Source organism: Flavobacterium sp. ST-158 (assembly GCF_058309975.1).
Map to the genome: position 1 here is coordinate 15,752 of NZ_JBZEEN010000017.1, position 22,683 is coordinate 38,434.

Below are 22,683 nucleotides of genomic sequence, written 5' to 3' on the forward strand. Positions count from 1 at the left end.
CTTTAGTTTTTAATTTTTTCCCATTTATTGGTTTCAAAGTTATATTGTTTTATAATTCTTGCTGGATTTCCTACAGCAACTGAATAAGGAGGAATATCCTTTGTAACAGTACTTCCAGCTGCTATAATTGAATGTTTACCAATGGTAACACCAGCGACAATTACTACATTGGCACCAATCCAGCTATTGTCTTCAACAATTATTTGTGCTGTAGAAATACCTTGTTCATGAATAGGAACACTGATATCTTCATAATTATGATTTAATCCTGATAAGGTTATGTTTTGAGCTAAGCGGATATCATTGCCAATGCTTACAGGTCCTATAATGGTATTGCTTAAACCAATCTTTGTTCGATCACCAATAATCACCGATCCAACACCATTATTAATTGCCGAAAAATCTTCAATAGTTGAATTTATACCTAATTCAAATCTATTCCAAGGAACAACATCCATGCGCGTTCTTCTTCTTATAATGGCTCCTTTCCCTTTTTTATGATACAATGGATTGACAAAGTATTTTATCCATAACCTTGGCCGGGTCTGGTTAGGAATAAGAATAGACCAATGTATCAGCTTTTTTAGCTTATCATTCGATTTTATTTTTTCTTTTAGTCCCATTTTATTTTGTATTTAGTAGCTTGTTTTATAGCATTATAAATAGCGTTAACATTGTTTGTCCAGGTATGACTTTGAGCAACTTTAATCCTTTTTTTTATGAGCTCATCGGAATTTTCTAGTAAAGATTTTTCTATTGAATTGATGTAATCTTCTTTGGTATCACACAGATAAACACAATCTTCAAACATTTGCATTGCTTTAGTTTTTGTGGCTACTATGGGTTTTCCCATGGCTAAATATTCATCAATTTTTCTAGGATAATTGCCTATGGTAAGGTTATTGGTTATTTGTGGATTTATAGCGACATCAAACCCCTTTACATAATTAGGCAGTTGCGATTCATCTTTACTGCCCAAAAAATAGACGTTTGACAGTTTGTGCAAATGAGATTCTTTAAATTCTTGATCTTCTGGACCAACCAAAATAATACTCCAGCTTTTTTTTTGATTTGCAATGTATTCAAGCAACTTAATATCTAGCCTTAATGTGGTTAAGGAGCCCACATAACCAATTACGGGAGACGTGATAGCTGTAAATTCATGTGGCACTGATATGCTATCATCTTCATCGTTAAAATGAGAAACATCACATCCTTGTCCTACCATATAACTATTCTGATTGTATTGAAGACCAAAATCTGCAAAAAAATCTGAATTGGTAGTAAGCACATCTGCTTTTTTTATGGTTTGAGGCTCAATTCGTTCACCATGTTTTTGCCAATAGGGTACTTTTACAAGATAATCACGCATATAATACGCATAAATCTGAGGCTGAAGCATTTCTTTTAGATGAAGTCCAAGAAACATGGAGCTGTCATTAAATAATATAAAATTTGAAAATCCTAATCTCTCAATAGCCGATTTAATATCATTTGAAAACAATCTTGCATTGTGTTTATTTAGCATTTTAAAGATATGGTGAGAACCTATCCAATTTATTGATTCAACGGTCGTTTTGGGATATAGATTCCAAAGATTATCGCTTATTTTTTCAATATCAGCACTTTCTCCTTTTGCAATTCTTAGGCGTTTTTGGATTCTTTCATCCTTTTTTTGTTTTAATCTGGTGATTCGATCCATTGGCGGATTTACATATAAGACCCGATTCTCTTTTGCAAATTCAAGCGCAATATTTTTGCAATTACTTCCTATTTTAATGTCCCATGGCTGAATACCAATAATGACAATGTCTTTTTCTTTTATCATAACTTTAGATTTTAATTTCCTTATACAATTGTTTGTATTGTTCTAGAACTTGAAATGCCATTCTATTCCATGAAAATTTTTTACTTTGAAGCAACCCTTTTCGAATAAGTTTATTTCTGTATCTTACATCTGATGTGAGTTTTAGTATACCATCACATATTTCTTTTGGATTATTTGGATCAATAATATGAGCCGCATCACCTGCCACTTCTGGCATAGAAGAGGTATTAGATGTAATCACTGGAACTCCGCAAGCCATGGCTTCAATAATTGGAATACCAAAGCCTTCTCTCAAAGATGGAAATAAAAATAGTTTAGATAAAAAATAGATTGCAGGTAAATCTTGATCTGAAACGTATCCAATTAAAATGATATGCTGACGAAGATGTGTAGCATCGATTTCATTTAATATCTTTTTTAGATCGGCTTCTTTATACCCTATAATTACAAGTTTATAAGAAACAGATACTTGTCTTAAAAAATCATCAAATGCTATTAATACTCCTTTTGTATTCTTTCTCGGATCTTTATTTGCAATATGCAATAGGTAATCTTCATAAAGTTTATAATCGGTTTTTACTTTATACAAATGCTTTGTATCAATTTTGGTGGTGAAATTTTCACTTACACCATTATGGACAGTCTGAATATGTTTGTTTTTAAGCTTGAAAAAACGATTGATATTCTCTTTTTCAAAATTGGATACAGTGATAAGACGACTGCTGTTCTTTACTACTTTTGCAACAATAATTCTTCGGTATAGATTACCAAATTTTTGATAAAGTGATGCTTTATTCAGTAATAGCTTTAACCAACTTCCTTCCATATATATGATGTCATGAAGTGTCGTAATCAAAGGGATATTTTTAGAATAAGGAGCAGTATTACTGGTGCAATGTAGTAAGTCGCACTTATAGTCTTTGGCTATTTTGGGTAATTTAAACTGTTCCCACCACGGATAAGAGCCACCAGGAATTTCTACAATTTTAAAATTTGCTGTAGGCTTAATTACCGATTTGTCTTGGTCCGGTTTTACAAAAATGAAATAGTCATTTTCTTTATCTATAACTTGAAGATTTAAAATTAATTCAAGTGCTACTCTGTCCATACCATGTTTGTGAGGACGAAACAATCTTTGGGCTTCTATACCAATTCTCATGATTTTTTAGTTTTGGACTGCTCCGTGTGCAGTGTGAATAAATTTTTTATTTGCCCCTTTGAGCTTAAAAAGCAAGAATGCCATTCTAAAGAAAGCAGACGGTAAAGAAAATAGCGCCTTTACAGTATTTGTATTATAAAATGATTTTGGTAACGCCAAAAAGAAAGCTAAAATTGTTATAATCAAGTTTAAAAACCAACCATTGACAGAAACATTTGAATGCACATTGAATACGAAAAAAAGTAATGCATAAACAAGTACAATCAAAAAAGTAAGTCCCAAAATCAAAATTCTTGGCGGAATGATCATTTGCAATAACTTATCAAAAAAGTTGAAATTTCCTCTGAATACTAGTTCTTTACATCCCGTTGTAAAATATTTTTTTAAATAAATAAATTGAGTGGATAGCCATCTTCTTCTTTGATTGGAAAAATTCGATGATTTTTGAATTTTTTCATCTAAAACAATAGCATCAGCTAAATATTCTATAGCAATGTTGTTTTTTGCAAACCTGAATTCTAATTCTTTATCAAAACCTCCAATGGCATTTATGCTTTTCATCATCGTTTTGAATAGTGAATAGTTGAAGCCCATTCCAGAACCAATTAATCCCGAAGAAAAACCAAGTGTTCTGTGGCCTTTTCTAAAAATATGATTATTTATTTCTTCGCTTGCAGCATCCAGTATTGCAAATGAGGTATTTTGGTTTTTTGCTTTTCGATGGCCTTGCACCGCTTGGCAGCCATTTTGAAAAGCGTCATTCATCTTTATCAAAAAGTCAGGTTCCATAATATTATCGGCATCCAAAACCACGGCATAATCATACGCTTCATTGAGCTCGTCCATAGCCTTATTTAGGGCTTTTGCTTTTGTACTTTTTTCAAAAAAAACTTCGATTAAAATAATGGGTAATGACTGCAGGATCTTGATTGTAGAGGCTTTTAAAGAGTCTGCTATAACGACCACGTCAAAATTTTTGGATTCATAATTTTGCTTTAACGCAGACGTTGCTACTTCAATAATCACAGAATCTTCCTTATAAGAGGGTATAAGCACTGCAATTTTGCTTTGTGCTTTGGCAGTAACATTTCTATGTTTTTTACCGAAATGCCCAGCAATTGCAAATACCAAAACATATGAACATGACATTGTAAAATACGCATAAATGCTGTACTCAATTCCTTTTAAAATATATTCTACTGCCTGCATTGCCATTTGTATTATAAAGTTTTCAATGATGATTTTAAAAAACTACTTCTTTTAATTTATAGCTGTAGAAGCTTTTGTAATTGTCTTTTTTTCCAACAGCTTTTTGCTTTTTCTAATTCCGTCTCTTAGCTGTAATGCAATTCGACGTAAAAAGGGAAGGTGTTTTCCGCTTTTGAGGTTGTATACTAATGATTCAGAATTGTATATCATTTCAAAATTTTGAGTGCAAAAAACTGGCTTTTTGGTAATACGGTTAATTTCTATGGCTTGTCCAAGATCGCTCTCAACAAATAAGTTATAATGGCCGAATTGAAATTCCTTTGCTTTATGTCCAGCATGATTATTTACTTTTTGTCTGGTTTTCATATCTGGTAGATCAAGCATCACCAGTTTATCATAAATGACTCCATTTTTGTTTAACCAAGTTTCTGTCTCAACTCTATATTTTTCAAGTCTGGAGGTAACAATAGTTCCAATTTTGCTTCCAGGAATATAAAGAGGTGCAGCATTAAGTAAAAAAGACCGATATAAAGCACCATCATCATTTTGTTCATCAGAAGGATCTAAACAAAGTACACCATCAATATCAAAACAGGCTTTTTCTAAAGTAGTGTGATTGAAAATATTCCATTGAAAATATCTTGGTGTTGGAACAGCTTCTAAAGCATAATCAGCTAAGTGTCCCTTTTCAGGAGTGTAATAAACTACACAGTATTTGATATCAAATTTTGATTCTAAATGTACCAAATCTTTTTTGCTTTCTTTTAAGGCAGAACCAGAAGCGATACTGTCATCTACTACTAAAATTTTTTTATACTCATTATCACTAAAGAATTGTTTTCTTGCGCCAGATTTGTAACTATAGCCTTTGATAAATGAATGAATATCAGTATAAGGTAAATTTAAGTATAGAGCCAATAAATTAGCAGGTAACATACCGCTTCTGGGAATTCCCACCACAAGATCAATATCTCTGGGAATTAAGTGAAGCTTTCTAAGAATGGTAGTGTTTAAGTCGTTTAAGTTTCTATAGTTCATAATAACAAATTTTATAGTACAAACGTACGGTTACAAAACAGGGTGTTAAGAGATATTTCGATGGATAGAAGCTTAGTGTAGTTGAATGGAAGATTTTTGCTGTTCTATTTTTGGTGCAATGAACATAAACACCATACTTACATACATAAGCATACCTGTTGGCATTTGCCCAAAAACGCCATTACCGTAAGAAGCCATCATAATACCAGCCATTCCGCAAGTCAAAGCTGCAATTTGTGCTTTCAGCCAGTCGTCTTTAAGCTTGAACATGACATGATAAGCTCCGGTTCCCAGAATGAAGAATAGCATGATAAGGTAGTAGGTAAGTCCAACGGCACCAGTATCTGCCCAAATCATTACGTACCAGCTGTCTGTAGCGGTATTGGCTAAGAAAGTAGTGGGGGTAAAGCGTTGTCCCCAGTTACCTGTAGCTCCTACACCGCCACCAAATGGGCGAGTAGCTAAGTATCCTTTTAATTTTTTTTGATTTTCTAAGCGCACTTGTAAAGAGGCTTCATTAGGGTCGAATGCGGTTCTCATTCTGCGTATTTCTGCATTTCCCTGACCGATGGTTGTATGGGCAAAAAACACATAGACAGCAATACCAAGTATTCCTCCAAGAACAAGCACTTTCGCATTTTTTTTAAGAATCAAAAACATGATTCCGCCAAGTGCAGGAACTGCTATTGCGCCACGTGTTCCAGATATTATCATTCCGAAAAAGCCTGCTAATGCTACAAATAAAAAAAAAGACTTAAGCCTAAAATTTCCTTTTTTGAATAAAGCTAAGATACCAAATACCACTCCTGCATGTCCTTGGGATGCTCCAAATTGCCCTGCATCTGAATAAAAGGAGAACACTCTTAATTTGCCAAAAAGAATATGTGTTTCTGCTCCGCCCTGATCCAGCCATCTTTGTTCAAATGGATCTACACCAAATTTAAATTGCATCAATCCTTTAAGCGTTCCAAGGAGAGAAAGTATTCCCCACACTATAAAAAAGGTATTCAAGTCTTTTTGCTTATTAAATAATATAAACAACAACGGTATGCAAAGCCATTGATATAATGCAACGCCCCTCATAGCATAAAACCAGGCTTCTCTACTTTGAGTTTCCGGGTTTCCAAGTTGCAACAGTATATATCCCATCCAAATGGACACAACAATAGTAAGAGGAGATTTAGCTTCATGCCAGGGTATTTTTGATGCAAACCCTTTAAAGAATAATGCTAAATAAATTAAAATAATTAGACCGTCAATAGATAATCCCCAAGCTAACGGGATATATCTGCTAATTCCTGTTACAAAAAAGCCCAAGAAGATAAGCAGGATAATCCCGAGTTTTGGGGTATTAAAAATGGTATAAATTAATGCAATAGCAAAAAGTAAGCTTATAATTCCTATGAAACCAATGATTCCAGTTTTGCTAACTAAAAGTGTTATTAGAATTGTACTTATAAAAATAGCAGTAAATATATTGACATTAGCTAAACGATTAGAGCCAGAATTTAACTCGAAAGGATCCTTGTGATTTTCAAATGAAGCCATACCTAATTTTTTAGAAATTTAAATTCATTTATCGATTTGGTAAATTGATTCCATATAGTGGAGTAAAATCGATTCCCGCTTTTAAAAATTTCAATTGTCGAAAAATCAAACTCTTTATCGATGCAATAAGCACCGACAACTATGCCTGCAGTTGTAAACAAAAGCGTAGCTATAGCAACTAGTTCAAGAGATTTAAAAATAAAAACAGCAATCAAATCACCTATCACATTAATCACTAACATTATGATTACTTTGATTGCATTAATATTTGGTTTATTCATGCTGTCTAAACCAATTCCGGTCATTCGGTCTATAGGTAACAGTAATCCATAAATTGAAAATATTCTAACCAATGTTATAATATCAAATACATCAGAATTTAAGTATTGGGATCCCGAAATAAGCATTACAAATTCTTTAGCAAATACAAATGTTATAGCAGAGACGAAAACAAATAAGTAAGTCAATGCGCCTGAGTAGGTGTAAAATAGAATTTTAACTTCGCTGATGTTTCCTTTTAAACTGGCTTTTGACATTTTTGGAAAAGCAGTAGCAGCAAAACTTCTTAAAGGAATTTGTTGTAACTCAGTCAATTTTAAGGGAATGCTAAATAAAGATACTGCCACACTGCCCAGCGGACTAATACTGATAATTAGAAGATCCGCATTTCTTAATAAATTGGTTCCAATTAAAGTAAAAGTGCTGTATTTTCCAAAGTTAAGTAAAGTTGCATTAGTTGATTTATTGGCTTTTTTAATCAACAATAAACCATCCCAGCCTTTGCTAATACAAATGACTGTAGTGATTAAGTTTATTATTAATAATGCCCAAATTAGGTATGTTATCGAAAAATTAAATGCTATTTTGTTTAGCACTAAGAACAAAAAAAACAATCCGCTGTTTAAAGTTTTAATTCCAAGTATTTTTCCATATTCCATTTTGGCCTGTAATACAATCGTGGCATTGTTCCAAGGAAGATTTATAAAAGCTAATAACGGATACCAGGTAAAAAATAATGTATATACTGAGCTGTCTATCCAATCGTTAAAAATAAGATTAACCAAAACCATAATCAGTACAATGCTAATTGTGCTAACAAGGCTGATAAGGACATTAGATCCAATTAATTGTTCGCTTTGTTCTTTCGATGCTCCGGATAAAAATCGGACTAAAGCATTATTTGTGATTCCAAATCTCAGCATTTCTACTAAGGATCCACCTGAAATAAAAATGACCCATTGAGCAAAGTGTGCAGGATCCAGACTTCTGGCCAACAAAGCAAAGCCACCGAGTCCCAAAGCCGCTATCACCAGATTTCCAGCCAATGACAGGAAGTTGTCTTCTTTGAGTATTTTTACAATTAATTGGAACATAATTTAGATGTGATTTTGTGAATGAAATTGGAAGCGAAGAATCTCTTTTATTTTTCTTCTTGTCTGAGATCGTTTTTTAGGCAGTTCTCCTAATAGAGATTCTACTTCGTCTATCGCTACACCATTAATTATAAATTGAAGTTTTGATGGAGTAAGCTCTTTTATGTTGTTTAATAAATTCTCATCTGCCTTAGACCATAGTCTGTTGGATCTGCAAACCAATACAACCAAATCAGATGCAACAATTAAATCAGCAGGATAATTGGTGTCCAGGATATTGGGTAATTCTATTATTACATAGTCGAGTGATTTATCTGACAAAGACGTTTTCATAATTGTTAATTCTTCATGACTGGTTGAATTATAAAACTGCGTATCTACTTCATATTTTAGATATTCGGAATCATCTAAATAATCCGAAGGATTTGCTAAAAAAGGATGGTTGTAATCGATTCGCGGATCAGGATAGCCTAAAAGAAAAGTCAATAAAGGAAATTTTTGAGAACTTGTTTTGGGGCTTACAATTGACGAATGATTTAGCACAGCAACTGACTTGCCTGCTTGTTTTAGTTTTTTTGCAATATTAGTTGCTATTACTGTTTTTCCTTCATTTTTCTGAGTACTTAAAATAGTTATAATCTTTGTTCGATTAGGTGTTAGTTGTGTTTTAAGTGCATGATTGAGATTTTGGATTACAAGTTCCATCAGCCTGTCCTGAATGCTAATTAAATCCTGTTTTCCATTTGTTTTAAATACTTTAGCAAGCATTCCTAGCGTAGGAATATGAAGTTTATTCCCGGCAACGGTAACATTTTTTAAGGTATTATCAAAAAATTCCATGACTAATAGGCTACTCAACAATAAAATAAAACTTAATACGACCATTGCAACAATAAGTAGTTTTCGTTTTGAAGGAATTGGCTTTAATGGATAATAAGGAGGATCTACAGCTTTAAGATTACTAGACAATTGAGTATCCTGAAACTTTAATTTAGCTAAATTCAGACCGTGCAGAATTTCTAAATATTCTTGTTCTGCAACATTAATTTGTCGTTCAATTTTTTTTAGATTAGCACCAGCAGGAGCATACTTGGCATATTGTTGTCCAAATTCGGCGTTGCGCTTATTCATAATCTTTAATCTGGCTTTAAGATCTTCTGTTTCTACTACTTTATCAACCCATTCTGGTAATATTTTGGTGGTAGGAACTCCTTCAACTGAATTTTGAAAACTATATAAATTACCTACGTTAGATTTTATTTCGCTTTGAAGTTGAGCCGCTTGTTTTTTGAGATTTTCAACATTTGTAGATTTTGATTCATTCATTACAATTTGATAATTCAATTCGCCTAAACGTTTTTTGCTTTCAAGGATTCGATTGCTTTTTTCCTGAACTAATTCCTGTACTTTCAGTTTTTGTTCTAATTTTTTTGCAGAAGCTTCGGAACCAGCTAATTCGGCTCTCTTTTTGCTGTATTCCATATCCATGTCTTCTTTTACATTTGCAACAGCCTTACTTTGCTCATAGTAATTAATAATACCATTCTCCTGATTAAACTTTAATAGTTGGTTTTCTATATTTTTTAATTTATTTTCAGACTGACTTAGTTGCGATTCGAAATATTTTATTACTGCGTCCGAACCATTTTCTTTAAGATTTTTATATTTTTTGATGCATACTTCATTAAAAATCGCCAAAGTTTGCTGGCAAATGCCTGGATCTTCAGTTTCATAACTTAGTTCTATCAAATCACTGGTTGATATGCGCACCGCTTTTATTTTTGAAATTGCTTCAAGCGAGTAATAGGGATGATCAAAGTTTAATAAAGAATACACAAAGTTCGTATTATTACTCTTCATCAATTTCATCAAATTGGCTACTGTACGATCGTAATCAATTTTGTTGACTGTTTCAGGCAGCGTGTTTAGTGTCTCATTATCTTCAGAATTGGATTGGATGCTGTTCGAATGAGCATGTGATTTTACAACATAATGATAGATTTCTTTAGGCATATCTGCTTTTAACTCTTCAAAAGTTTTGGCAGAGATAAATTTACTATCGGGCTTGTTTAGAAGTAAATGCTGACTTAGCAGCCGTATAGCAACTTCTTCTTGAGTTTCTCTAGAGTTAATAATGTTAATTAGGTTATCAAAAGCAATATTAGTAGCAAAGTAATTGAAAGATTTATCCATTTCAATAGACGATCCAGAAGCTAATCCAGTATAGAGTCTTGTTTCTGAGTGATAACTGTGCTTAGGGTTATTGGTTAGCAAAATTGCTAATAAACCGATAAAAATGGGGATTGCTATAAGTACAATTTTATGCTTTAAAATTAATTTTATGAATTCTATTAGTTTCATACAGGTGTAATTTTTTTATTAATCTTTAGTTACCACAAATTTTGACTGTACTTTATTTAAAAGACATCAATTATTATAGTTCAAAATTAACTACTATTAAGAAGTAAAATTGTTTATATTCGGTAGGCCGAAGCTATCTGTCGTTGAATGGATGCTTAATATTGTTTAAGCGCTAAAGAATGGAGAACAAACATTCTTACCCTGGATTTAGGAGGTATCCAGCGAATGATTTGTTCTTAATAAATAAAAATTATTTTCGCATTTGATTAAAACTAAAGTGGTATAGGGTAGAGGTGTCGCTAAATTAAGAAAGCTTAATTAGTAGAAAATATTTTTATATAATGAGGGATGAATTAACAAGCATAGTGTTCAAACTGTTGCTGATTTTAATTAATTTCAACCCCTGTTATATTTTCTAATATCATTTTTGAAGTCAGAAATTCAGATTTAGATTGTTCAAATTCAGCTGCAATTCTGGAGGTCATATCTGAGATTCTCACATATTCAGAAATTGCTATTAAACCATTTCTAAACTCTTTTTCTACCATTTCCATATTTACTCTTGCATTTCCTAAGTTTGATGCTTTTAATTCGAGTAAGTTTTGCTTGAGCAGTAAATCTTGATAATTACGTATCACAATTTGTTTTAATTCGTCTTCTTGAGATTTTGCTAAACTTTTAGCTTGTTCGAGTTCAGATTTTGCCTGCTTAATTTGTGATTTTCGATTGATGATATCAAAAACAGGAATTTTTAGGTAAAGTCCAACATTATAGTTTAATTGTTGTGTATTACTAGCTAAGTTTACACTCGAATTATCACCGCTGATTGAAGAAAGATTATTGAATGTTCCATATCCACTGCCTGCTTGTAGTCCAAAGTTTCTTGTCCAATATTGTCGTTTACTTTTTAAATTACAATCTTTGGAATCAATCTCCAGTTTTCTGTAATTTACCATTCCATTATTTACAAGAGCAGAGTCTATCAGCATATTAAGACTCGGAATTAATAACTTTGTATTTGAAGATTTAGATTCACTTTCAGTAGTGGTTTGTGCTTTTAATTCAGCAATTTGAAAGAATAATACATACAGAATAATTGTTGTTTTGAAAATAGTTTTCATTGTTTTTGTTTTTAAATTAAACCGTACTTTTTTGAATTAAGCCAGGAAAAGTTCTTAAAATTATTTTGATGTCGTACCAAAAGGAATAATTATTAGCCGTAAAATGGTCGGCATATTCATTGTCAAGGCGCATTCGTTCTTCTTCGGACATTGCTCCACCTCTTCCTCTTAATTCAACTTGCCATAAACCTGTAATTCCTGCTGGGGCTAAAAATCTTTTTGACAGTGTATCTTTTGTTAATAATTCTGCTTCATAAACCGGAAGCGGCCGGTTCCCAACTATGGACATATCACCTTTAATTACATTGATTAATTGTGGCAGTTCATCGATACTTGTATTTCTAATGAATTTTCCAATTTTGGTTATTCTGGGATCATTTACAATTTTTATAAAAGTTGAATTTGTCTTTTCGATTTCATCTTTTTGGGTATTGTACCAATAGTCACATATTTCTTTAGTATCAATATGTAGTAGTGGAGAGCATACTGCTCCTTCTGATAATTTACTGCATTTTGGGCAGGGAGTATCAAAGTCAATTGCCGTTATTGTATTAGTTTTGTTGTACTGATTATTTTCCTGCGCTAATTTTTTTATTAGTAAATCGGAGCCAGAACGCATTGATCTTAGTTTATAAAAATCGAATGTTTTTTTGCCTACTCGTTTAGAAATGTAATATACTTTTCCTTTAGATTCAAGTCGTATTGCCAGCATAATTAATAGCATCAAAGGCGCTATGCAAATCAAAACTGAAGAGGCAAAAACTATGTCAAAAATTCTTTTTGAGATTGGTAGTTTGTAAACTTCTTCAGGAACTAAATTATCGGAAATTGTTTTGTTTAACTTTTTTAATTTGTGTAATGATTTAGCTCTTTCAATTATTTGCGAAACTGCTGTACTAGAAGCAACAAAGTAATCGTTAACACCTTTTGAAAAAGCTTCTGCGAAAAGTGAATTGCTGTACTCCTCAGAAACCAATATAAAAGGAATGCTTTTTAAGATTGATTTTTTTTTAAGAGTATCAAATAAGTACAATCCTGTGTTTCCGGGTAAGTTATAAGCACATACTATAGCATCAATATTGTTTTTGCTTTTCAGTAACTGTATGCACTCAATACTATTTCGAGCAGCAATTATACTGCAGTTTTTTTCTGAAGCATATTGTTTAAGAATTTCATTCGATTTTCCTACGTAAAGTATAGTCATGGCTATAAATATGAGTTTTATAAATCAAGTATTTAAATTGGTTACCAAGTACTGGCGTAGTGAATTGGAAACAAATTTTTTCTTGTAATTTCCTTTAGTTCTTCTGGGTTAAATGGTTTCGTTAGGTAATCCTGAGCTCCTAATTGATAACCTTTAATACGTTCTTTACTTTCTTTTTTTCCAGAAAGTAATATTACTGGTGTGTGTTTGGTAAATCCCATTAATCTAACTTCTTTCAAGAATTCAAAGCCATTCATATTAGCCATTTGAATATCGCTGATTATTAAGTCGGGCAAATTATTTTCAAGCCAGATTAATGCTTCAATTCCTGAGTTTTTGGTGATAATATCGTATTCTGGAGACAAAAAATTTTCCAGTAACACGCAAGTAGTGCGTTCGTCATCTACTACTAAAATTTTTTTCTTCATAATTTTATTTTATTAAGATTGTTTTTTTAAATTAAAGGATAGATGTAAAAAAAGCTATAGTTTTTTCTAAACCTTCATCAAGAGATATTGATGGAGACCAGTTAAGTTCCTTTTTTGCAATAGAAATTTCGGGTTTTCGCATCATAGGATCATCTGATGGCAATGGATTGTAAATAATTTTTGATTTTGATCCTGTAAGTTGTATAACTTTTTTAGCAAGTTCAAGGATGGTAAACTCATGAGGATTTCCAATATTTACAGGTCCTGTAAAACTATCGGCTGTATCCATCATTTTAATTAAACCATCAACTAAATCATCCACATATTGAAAGCTTCTGGTTTGCTGTCCCTCACCATATACGGTTATATCTTGATTTTTTAATGCCTGAACAATAAAATTAGAAACTACTCTACCATCATTAGGGTGCATTCTTGGTCCATAAGTGTTAAAGATTCTAACAATTTTAATCTTAACATTGTTTTGTTTGTGGTAATCACTGAATAAAGTCTCAGCGGCGCGTTTTCCCTCATCATAGCAGGAGCGTTCTCCAATAGGATTTACATTTCCCCAATAGCTTTCAGGTTGTGGGTGTATCAGCGGATTTCCGTACACTTCACTAGTAGAAGCTTGCAGGATTTTAGCGTTAACTCTTTTGGCCAGTCCCAACATATTGATGGCTCCCATTACAGATGTTTTCATGGTTTTGATGGGATTGTACTGATAATGAATTGGAGAAGCCGGGCAAGCTAAATTGTATATTTCATCAACCTCAATTAGATAGGGGATTATCACATCATGGCGTATTAGTTCAAAATAAGGTTTATCAAGTAAATGAATTATATTTTGCTTTTGACCAGTAAAGAAATTATCCAGACAATAGACTTCATTGCCTTTATTCAGTAATTTTTCACATAAATGTGATCCAACAAAACCAGCACCACCTGTTACAAGAATTTTTTTTCGTATCATGGCTCTTTATTTTAACAAGCGGAGTTTAGATCTATTTTTAAAACTGCTTTTGTTGTATTAACACCTATACAGAAATAATCAAAACCATTTTTCTTCATTTCTGTGGCATCATAAATATTTCTGCCGTCAAAAATGGTTGCTGTGTTTAGTAACTTGTTGATGATGTTAAAGTTTGGAATTTTGAATTCAGGCCATTCAGTTAATACTGCTAAGCAATCGGCATCAATCAATGCTTCATATTGATCATTATAATACAATATGGTATTTCCGAAATAATGTTTTGCTTCTTTTATGGCAATAGGATCATATGTTTTTACATTCGCTCCTGCTTTAAGAAGTTTACTGATTATTTCTAATGATGGTGCTTCTCGCATGTCATCTGTTTGCGGTTTAAAAGACAGCCCCCAGACAGCGACAGTTTTTCCTTTTAAATCACCATTGTAATAATTTAATATCTTATTAAATAATATCGATTTTTGATTCTGATTTACAGCTTCTACAGCTTTTAAAACTTGCAAATCATAGTCATTTTCTTTTGCTGTTTTTATTAAAGCCTGAACATCTTTTGGAAAACATGAGCCGCCATATCCAATACCAGGGTAGATGAATTTATTACCAATTCGAGCATCAGAGCCTATTCCTTTTCTAACATTATTGATGTCGGCTCCAACAATTTCACAAAGATTGGCGATGTCGTTTATAAAGCTAATTTTAGTTGCAAGCATAGCATTTGCTGCATATTTTGTCATTTCGGCAGACACAATATCCATAAATACTATAGGATGACCATTAAGTGTAAATGGTTTATATAAATTGCTAAGTAACTCTTTTGCTCTTGAACTTTCAGTTCCCACAACAATTCTATCGGGTTTCAAAAAATCATCAATAGCTGCACCTTCTTTTAGAAATTCAGGATTTGAGGCTACATCAAACGAAATATTTACTTTTCTTTTAGCCAATTCTTCCTCAATAGCTTTTTTTACTTTTTTTGAAGTACCTACAGGAACAGTGCTTTTAGTTACGATTAGTGTGTAATCATTCATGTGTTTTCCACAGTCACTAGCCACTTGTAACACATACTTCAAATCAGCGCTTCCATCTTCATCTGGCGGAGTTCCTACAGAGATAAAAACAATATCAGAACCTTTGAGAGCGTCTGATAAGTTGGTTGTAAATTGTAATCGTCCTTTTTCCATGTTTCTGATAATCATTTTTTCTAGACCAGGTTCATAGATTGGGATAATTCCTTTTTTTAAATTATCAATCTTAATTTGATTAACATCTACACATTGGACATCGATGCCTACTTCTGAAAAACAGGCTCCAGTTACAAGCCCAACATATCCGCTTCCTATAATTGTTATTTTCATAATATATAATTTTATGAAGCAAACTTACGGGGATATGAATCCTGATTTTATTAAATTTCGATGGATGGAAGTTTAGTATAGTTGAATGAAATATTAGTATTGATTAAAAGTATTTTTCTAAAAACAACTAAATAATAACCGATAAATAGTTAAAGGAATGGGGAATTGTTTTAAACTAATCTACTCTTATATTTGAAAAAAGGCTCCGATTATAAAAAACGAAGCCTTGATTTTTTCAATTTACACACTTTTTTGGACAGTGTCTAATACTATAATAAATTTAATCGTTTCATCAACTCGGGTCTATTAGAACGGCTTACTGGGATTACATCTTTTCCTATCAAAACACTGTTATCCTCGATATCGATTATTTTTTTAGTATTAATAATAAAGGAACGATGCACTTTTAAAAATAGATCTTGAGGTAGTTTATCTTCAATTTTTTTAAGAGTAGAATGTACAATATAGTTTTTACTCTCAGTTTTTATATGAATATAATCTCCTTTAGCTTCAACTATATTAACTAAGTTAAATTCTATTTTAATTAACCTTCTATCAATGTTAACATAGAATTCATTGGCATTATCTTCGTTAATTGCTTTTATTTCTTTTGGTAAAGAAGAAGACGTAGAAGAACCTATTTGAGAAGATGCCGCTTTTTGAATTGCTTTTTCAAAACGCTCTTTGGTAATAGGTTTTACTAAATAATCAACGATACATTCATATTCAAAAGCTTCTATAGCAAAATTTTTATCCGAAGTTACCAGGATTACTTTAGGAGGGTTTTTAATGGTTTGAATAAAATCAAAACCAGTAAAATCGGGCATGTGAATATCCAGAAAAATCAAATCTACCTGATTTTGGTTTAAATATTTTATGGCTTGCATTGCATTAGAGAATTCGCTACTAATTACTAAATCAGTATGAGTATTGATGAATTGAGCAATGATTGCTCTTGCCATTGCTTCATCGTCTATAATAATACAATTCATAAGTATATAATATTATAAAAGAGCTACAAAATCCTGTATTTTTTTTAAAATTAGTTCAAAATCAGGCTGTGTTTCTGTAGAATTATTCTTTAAATTTAATTCGTATTCTTCAGCAATATAGTAACTTTTTTCTAAACCTAGTATAGATATTTTATGTTTTAATTTATGAACTGATTGCGCCATTTGCAAAAAATTATCACTCGCCTTATAAGATTCATAAACTTCGATTTCTTCTGGAAGTTCTTCTTTAATAATGGCAATAATTTTGTTTTTAAATTCAACATTATCTCCCGATAATTCATTGATATAACTTAAACTAACTTCTTCCATTGTTTTTAGGTATTGTAAAATAAAACGTAGTTCCTATTGTTTTCTGACTTTCCAACCAAATTTTGCCTTTATAAAAATCAATTATTTTCTTTACTATTGACAATCCTATCCCCGATGAATTATCATTATTCTCTAGTTTAGTGAATACTTTAAAAATTTTGTCATGATAGGCTTTTGCAATTCCTTTTCCATTGTCTTTTATATAAAACTCAAATTCATTTTCATTTTCAACAGCGCCTACTTCAATTACACCCTTTTCTTTATCATTATGATTAATAGCATTTTGAATTAAATTTTGAAAAACTTGTTTAAATCTAGAACTATTGCCGTAAACTTTAGGCATATCAGTAACAACGTTTACTTGAGTATTTTCGGGTATAAAAACAACTCGTTTTACTTCATCAATTAAATAGTTAAAATCAACTATTCTATCTTCTGATTCCACTTTTCCAATCGTAGAATAATCTAAAATACCCTTGATGAGTAAATCCATTCTTTCCACATTAAAAAGTACCAAGTTTAATGAATTTAATGTTCCTTCACCTATAAGATGTTTATTATCCTCAATGACCCAATTAATCAGAGTGTCAATATTGCGAAGCGGTGCTTTTAAATCATGAGAAACAACATGGGCATACTCATTTAACTCTTGATTTTGTAACTCTAAGTTTTGTAATAATTCTTCTCGCTGCTTGTTGATGGTAACAATTTCTAAGGCTTGTTTTTTTAAATAATCAACAGGATTAAAATCTTTCTCTTCAGAGAGTTTCACAGCATCTAAATTCATTGAATCTAAAATGTCGGCCAAGTTTTTATTGACTTCTTTCAAACTTGACGCTTCTTCTCTCAATTTTTTATTGGCTGCAAAAAGTTCGTCAGAACTAATTTTCATTGCTCTTTGCAACAACGCAATTTGATTCTCATAATTAAGATAAGAATCGTCAATGGCGTTCAAAAAAACATCCATATTTGTTTCTCCTTCTTTTAAGTACTTTGCTAATTGTCTTTTTAAAAGTGAATTCATTATTCGCTTATTAACGTTAAAGTCATTGTTTGGTTGTGGAGTTCACAAGACGTTTCTCCATTAAAAGGAGCCATTTCGCCGTAGGAATAAAATCCAGTAACAGCGACATCATTACCTATAATTTCCTGTACCTGTTCAATCTCCTCTTCAACTCTCTGATTCATTACTAATTTTCTTCCAATACAACTAACCAAAATAGCTACTTGAGGCAATGCTTTTCTGTCTTTCATAGCAATCTCAGCCGCTTTTAAGGCTCCATCAGCAATTCCGTCAACGGATGCCATCATTAATTGGACAAAAGAGCCCATAGGCACATCCCCTGCTAAAATCATGGATTGATTGTCATTATCTATACCCAGAATAGTTCTCACTACAGGTTCATTTTTCCCTTCTGGGGTTACATTTAAAGGATAAAGCAAAGAAGCTTGAGGTAATTCATTCGCTTTTTCACCTAAATAGTTTTTATACAAATTCAATGCAGGTTGCCCATCAATTTCATAAAGGATATTTCCCTCTGATTTGGTAATAACACGTTCGGGACCAAAAGGAATCCAACCGCCAAAACTAGCAAAAGAAATCTCAAGTGTTTCCCCATAAAAACCAATTAAGATAACCTCTCCTTCTTTTGGGTTTTCTTTATAAGAAGCAATTGTTTTTTCAAATCGAGCATCATCGCCACACATTCCGCCGGTTATGGAAATACTATCTTCGATTTTAGTTTCTAGACCTTTAATTAAAGAACTTCCATTTACAAAACTCCCTTCAGAAAGCACAAACAAATGTTTTAAACCTGCTTTAGGTATTTTATCATACAAGACTTTTCCTAACTCATTGGCATTTTTATTATGCTCTAAAACATTTTCTGTTTGAACTATAAAACTGCTTTTATCAAAATCAATTGCAGTTATAGTAACTGAATTATCATTGACATTTCCTCCCATTATTTCTCCTGAGCTGGAACCAAAAACAAGGTGCTCATAAGGGAACTCTTTTCTGATTTCGGTAATTATTTCTTCTTTTTCTAAAAGATACCTATTCCCAAAAACCAATACCAATGGGTTTTTTAATACTTTTTTTCCCTGAAGATAATTCCATTTTTTATCTTCGGCTATAAATGCTTGTACAATTTCCATTACTACTTATTTAATTTTATAAAAAAAGTTGTTCCTTGTTTCAATTCACTTTCAACCCATATTTGTCCTTGGTAACTTTCTATAATTTTCTTAACTATAGACAAGCCTAAACCTGTAGATTTATCATTATTAGCCAAGGATTGAAAAATATTAAAAATTTTTTCTTGGTCTTCTTTTGGAATTCCTGGCCCATTATCTTTTACTGTAAAAATAAAATATTCTGCAGAATCCTTACAATCAATTTCAACAAGAGATTCTTCTTTATCATTATGATTTAGGGCATTACTGATCAAATTTTGAAATAATTGCTGCATTCTAAAACGATCTCCTTTTACAATTGGCAACTTAGTTTTAATCTGGACCTTAGCATTTTTAGGAATGTGGATAATATTAATAATGTTTTGAATAATTTCATCAACATTTACTTTCTCCTGAGTAACATTAATTTTATCAATTTTAGCATAAGTTAAAATTCCTTCGATTAAATGATCCATTTTTTCCACCTTATTTTCTATCATAGAAAAATATTTTAAGGTTTGATCTGATAGTTCCTTATCATTATCTTCCTTAATCCATGAAACTAAAGAATGAATACTTCTTAGGGGAGATTTTAAATCATGCGAAACAATGTGGGCATAATCTTCTAATTCTTTATTGCTAATTGCTAAACTTTCAACTAATTGTTCCCGTTGGTTCTCTAATATTTTTTTATCGGTAATATTCTCTTCTACAGCAAAAAATTTCACTATCTCATTGTCTTTATTGTACAGTGCTTGCCCTTGAATACTTACCCAATATTTTTGACCTGATTTAGAATAATTAACAATTTCACAGTTAAAAGGCAATCCCTGTTTAATCCTATCTTTAAGATAAGCAATCGTCTCAGGATCAGTATCAGTTCCTTGTAAAAAAGAGCCAGGTGTTTTTCCTATAATTTCCTCTATCGAATAACCCGACATTTCTACGAAGCTACTATTTGCCCATTCTATTCTTCCTTTATTGTCTGCTACAATAACCGCATTGATATTCTTCTCAGCTATTAAGGACAATAAATATAATTGTTCTTCTTGTCTTTTTTGTTCTGTAATATCTAAATGAATTCCTATTGAGCCTAATACTTCCCCATTTACATCAAAATTTGGAGCACCGCTTATTAGTAAATGTCTTTTTTCTCCATATTTATTTAGGATATTAATTTCATAGGTGTCTGAAATGCCTTTTTTTCTATTCTTAATCCTTGTCTGTAATTCTTGTTTATCTGTTTCGGAAACTAATAATTGAGATGCATTTCTTCCTATTAATTCTTCTATAGAATAGCCACTAATTTTAGAAAAACTATTATTAGCAAAAATGATATTTTCATCCTTATCTACTTCTATCAAACCTAAATTCATATTAGCAATGATACGACTGTATTTTTCTTTTTCTTTTTCTAAATTTTCTTCATATTGTTTTTTGATTGTAATATCTTCAATCATTGCAAAATACTGTGTTACTTCGCCTTTACTGTTCAAAATGGGTTGTCCTTTAGTTTTTGTCCAAAAATAAGTTCCATCTTTTCGCCCATGAATAAGTTCTAAATCAAATAGTTCACCTTTAAAAAAAAGGTCAGCCATTTTTTTCAAGCTCTCTTTATCTGTAAATTCACACCTTCCTACTTCAATTGGTGTTTTTCCTAAAATTTCTTCTTTAGAGTAACCTGTTAATCTTAAATAAGCCTCGTTACACCAAAATATCTCTCCATCTGATTTTGTAAAAAGCACTCCATTTTCATTCGTGCTTGCAACAAGAGAGAGCCTATTTAACTCTTCCTTGTCTTTTTTTAATTTTTCTTTTTGATTATTTATTGTAATTAATGACTCATTTAATTCTTGAGTGGTAATTTCTTGGTTATTTAAAACATGAAGTAAATCCAGTAGCGGATCATTTAAAGCAAAGTCACTTATATCTAACTTTCGTTCAGTTACTTGCTCCATAGAAACAAACCAAGGAGTGCCTACAAAAAGCAACTCGTTTTCTAATAATTCAAATTGACCTCTTAAAGCAACTCCTTCATTCTTGAGTTCTATAACCATTAATTGATTCAGATTTTCAATTATGTTCTCTCGACTTGGGTTTTCTATAAATGGTTTCAAAATGGTAAAGTGATTGGCAAAATAATCAGAAACCTTTATTGTTGAAGAAATTTTTACTAAACTTTTCCCTAAGCCTTTTATAACTAGAGATGAATCAATTAGAATAAAAAAAGGAAAAAGTTTATTGAAACTTTTCTCACCAAACTTAAATTCTAATTTACCCATATTATTTAGCTAATTAAATATTCCTATTTGAAAATATTCATTTTAAGTATAGTAATATAAAAGTAAATAGAGGCTATATATTTACCGTATTTTCAAAATCAATCCACAAATAAAAACTTGAGGATATATATAGCCTAATGACTATTTGCAATTAAAAGCTTAACAGATAATCTGTAAGAAAAATTAATGGTATTACTAAAAATGACCTAAAGTAAATTTAATAAAAAACATTTAGATTTTAGATTGCTAAAGTGTTTTTATTTGAGAAATTTCTTTATATAAAAAATTAAGTAAGATTTATTTACTTGTAAAGAATTTTTAGATTTGTTTTTTACTAACAAATTCAATCCTTTTTATTTACTTAAAAATAGTTAAATACAGAATATACTTTAATATCATACTATTGTGAAATCAATTCATTTACACTCCAATACTCCAGCATTTTCTGAATTCTATCTAAGTAATCATCATACTTTAATGGTTTTAAAACATACCCTGCAATTCCTATTTTGTAACATTGCAACACATCAGTATGATTATTTGAAGTGGTTAAAACAATGGCAGGAATGTACTTTAAGTAATCATCATTTTTCAAAATCTCTAAGAATTCAATTCCATTGATTTTAGGCATGTTTAAATCCAAAACTATAATATCAGGTATTACCTCTTTTACTTTTAATATCTCTAATGCTACTTCTCCATTATTAGCCTCAATAACTTTGTGGTTTAATTTAAGAGTACTAACAACTCTATTGAATTTCATTACTTCAATTGCATCGTCTTCGATTAGTAAGATATTAAGTGATCTGCTCATTTCTTCTATAGTGTATATAATTCAATGTCAAAATTACTTTTTTTCATAAAAAACGATAAATATATTCGTTTAAAAAGGATTAAGTGTCGTTGAAAGGTATTTAAGTGTAGACGAATGGATTTTTATGTTGATATTTCGACAATTAGTAACAGGATTTTTAATTGTTAAAAAAAATAGGTAATGTATCAAATGTGTGTTTGTGTCGCATTTGGAAATAACTTTATCTTTATAAATTTAAACCCATCAAAAAATGAATTCAACAGGTCATTGTTATCCAAAATATATAATTCTTTAGGAAGTATGTTAAAATTATGATTTTAAATTAGCTATGTGTATGTTGAAGTAAGGTGGAAGAAGATAAAAGGTATTTTAACCTAAGGTCTGGTTTTGCATTAATCACATTGTGGACATGCTAACTTAGCCATCACAGAAAGTTAAGAAATAATCTTAATTTTAACCTATGAAACAAGTCCGCAAAATT

19 protein-coding genes are annotated in these 22,683 nt (G+C 31.4%); all 19 read right to left on the minus strand.

What is annotated here, in order from left to right; translation table 11 throughout:
• Positions 1-2: 2 nt before the first annotated feature.
• The 19 genes from AC4FRF_RS16990 to AC4FRF_RS17080 all read right to left on the minus strand — a co-directional run bounded on the left by AC4FRF_RS16990 (position 3) and on the right by AC4FRF_RS17080 (position 22,202).
• Positions 3-623: an acyltransferase gene (locus tag AC4FRF_RS16990; RefSeq protein WP_491161406.1), complete on the minus strand. Its 621-nt coding sequence runs from the start codon at positions 621-623 to the stop codon at positions 3-5.
• Positions 614-1,828 carry a glycosyltransferase gene (locus AC4FRF_RS16995; RefSeq protein ID WP_491161408.1) on the minus strand — a complete coding sequence of 405 codons (1,215 nt, stop codon included), beginning with the start codon at positions 1,826-1,828 and terminating at the stop codon, positions 614-616. The genes AC4FRF_RS16990 and AC4FRF_RS16995 overlap by 10 nt, the downstream gene beginning before the upstream one ends.
• 4 nt (positions 1,829-1,832) lie before the next feature.
• Positions 1,833-2,987 carry a glycosyltransferase family 4 protein gene (locus tag AC4FRF_RS17000; protein WP_491161411.1) on the minus strand — a complete coding sequence of 385 codons (1,155 nt, stop codon included), beginning with the start codon at positions 2,985-2,987 and terminating at the stop codon, positions 1,833-1,835.
• Between the two features lie 6 nt (positions 2,988-2,993).
• Positions 2,994-4,196 carry a glycosyltransferase family 2 protein gene (locus AC4FRF_RS17005; RefSeq protein ID WP_491161413.1) on the minus strand — a complete coding sequence of 401 codons (1,203 nt, stop codon included), beginning with the start codon at positions 4,194-4,196 and terminating at the stop codon, positions 2,994-2,996.
• 51 nt (positions 4,197-4,247) lie between these two features.
• Positions 4,248-5,234 carry a phosphoribosyltransferase family protein gene (locus AC4FRF_RS17010; RefSeq protein WP_491161415.1) on the minus strand — a complete coding sequence of 329 codons (987 nt, stop codon included), beginning with the start codon at positions 5,232-5,234 and terminating at the stop codon, positions 4,248-4,250.
• 72 nt (positions 5,235-5,306) lie between these two features.
• Complete coding sequence (locus AC4FRF_RS17015; RefSeq protein ID WP_491161417.1) at positions 5,307-6,782, minus strand: O-antigen ligase family protein; 1,476 nt, start codon at positions 6,780-6,782, stop codon at positions 5,307-5,309.
• 2 nt (positions 6,783-6,784) lie between these two features.
• Positions 6,785-8,155: a lipopolysaccharide biosynthesis protein gene (locus AC4FRF_RS17020; RefSeq protein ID WP_491161419.1), complete on the minus strand. Its 1,371-nt coding sequence runs from the start codon at positions 8,153-8,155 to the stop codon at positions 6,785-6,787.
• A 3-nt stretch (positions 8,156-8,158) separates the two neighbouring features.
• Entirely contained in the window at positions 8,159-10,516 is a 2,358-nt protein-coding gene (locus AC4FRF_RS17025; RefSeq protein ID WP_491161421.1) for a GumC family protein, read from the minus strand.
• A gap of 386 nt (positions 10,517-10,902) precedes the next feature.
• Positions 10,903-11,637, minus strand: a complete 735-nt coding sequence (locus AC4FRF_RS17030) for a TolC family protein (protein ID WP_491161423.1) — start codon at positions 11,635-11,637, stop codon at positions 10,903-10,905.
• Positions 11,638-11,653: 16 nt separating this feature from the next.
• On the minus strand, positions 11,654-12,841 hold the full coding sequence (locus AC4FRF_RS17035) for a sugar transferase (RefSeq protein ID WP_491161425.1): 1,188 nt from the start codon (positions 12,839-12,841) through the stop codon (positions 11,654-11,656).
• A 41-nt stretch (positions 12,842-12,882) separates the two neighbouring features.
• Positions 12,883-13,269: a response regulator gene (locus AC4FRF_RS17040; RefSeq protein ID WP_491161427.1), complete on the minus strand. Its 387-nt coding sequence runs from the start codon at positions 13,267-13,269 to the stop codon at positions 12,883-12,885.
• A gap of 31 nt (positions 13,270-13,300) precedes the next feature.
• Positions 13,301-14,239, minus strand: coding sequence for a UDP-glucuronic acid decarboxylase family protein (locus AC4FRF_RS17045; protein ID WP_491161429.1), 939 nt, complete (start codon positions 14,237-14,239; stop codon positions 13,301-13,303).
• Positions 14,240-14,250: 11 nt separating this feature from the next.
• On the minus strand, positions 14,251-15,609 hold the full coding sequence (locus AC4FRF_RS17050; RefSeq protein WP_491161431.1) for a UDP-glucose dehydrogenase family protein: 1,359 nt from the start codon (positions 15,607-15,609) through the stop codon (positions 14,251-14,253).
• A gap of 269 nt (positions 15,610-15,878) precedes the next feature.
• Positions 15,879-16,601 (minus strand): LytR/AlgR family response regulator transcription factor, encoded by a 723-nt coding sequence (locus AC4FRF_RS17055; RefSeq protein WP_491161432.1) that lies wholly within the window; start codon positions 16,599-16,601, stop codon positions 15,879-15,881.
• Positions 16,602-16,613: 12 nt separating this feature from the next.
• Complete coding sequence (locus AC4FRF_RS17060) at positions 16,614-16,931, minus strand: Hpt domain-containing protein (protein WP_491161434.1); 318 nt, start codon at positions 16,929-16,931, stop codon at positions 16,614-16,616.
• Entirely contained in the window at positions 16,918-17,955 is a 1,038-nt protein-coding gene (locus tag AC4FRF_RS17065) for a sensor histidine kinase (RefSeq protein ID WP_491161436.1), read from the minus strand. The genes AC4FRF_RS17060 and AC4FRF_RS17065 overlap by 14 nt, the downstream gene beginning before the upstream one ends.
• Positions 17,955-19,088 carry an FIST signal transduction protein gene (locus AC4FRF_RS17070; protein WP_491161438.1) on the minus strand — a complete coding sequence of 378 codons (1,134 nt, stop codon included), beginning with the start codon at positions 19,086-19,088 and terminating at the stop codon, positions 17,955-17,957. The genes AC4FRF_RS17065 and AC4FRF_RS17070 overlap by 1 nt, the downstream gene beginning before the upstream one ends.
• A gap of 2 nt (positions 19,089-19,090) precedes the next feature.
• The gene (locus tag AC4FRF_RS17075; protein ID WP_491161440.1) at positions 19,091-21,388 is read right to left on the minus strand and encodes a PAS domain S-box protein; all 2,298 of its coding nucleotides are present in this window, start codon (positions 21,386-21,388) and stop codon (positions 19,091-19,093) included.
• A gap of 400 nt (positions 21,389-21,788) precedes the next feature.
• Positions 21,789-22,202 (minus strand): response regulator, encoded by a 414-nt coding sequence (locus AC4FRF_RS17080; protein ID WP_491161442.1) that lies wholly within the window; start codon positions 22,200-22,202, stop codon positions 21,789-21,791.
• Positions 22,203-22,683 lie beyond the last annotated feature (481 nt).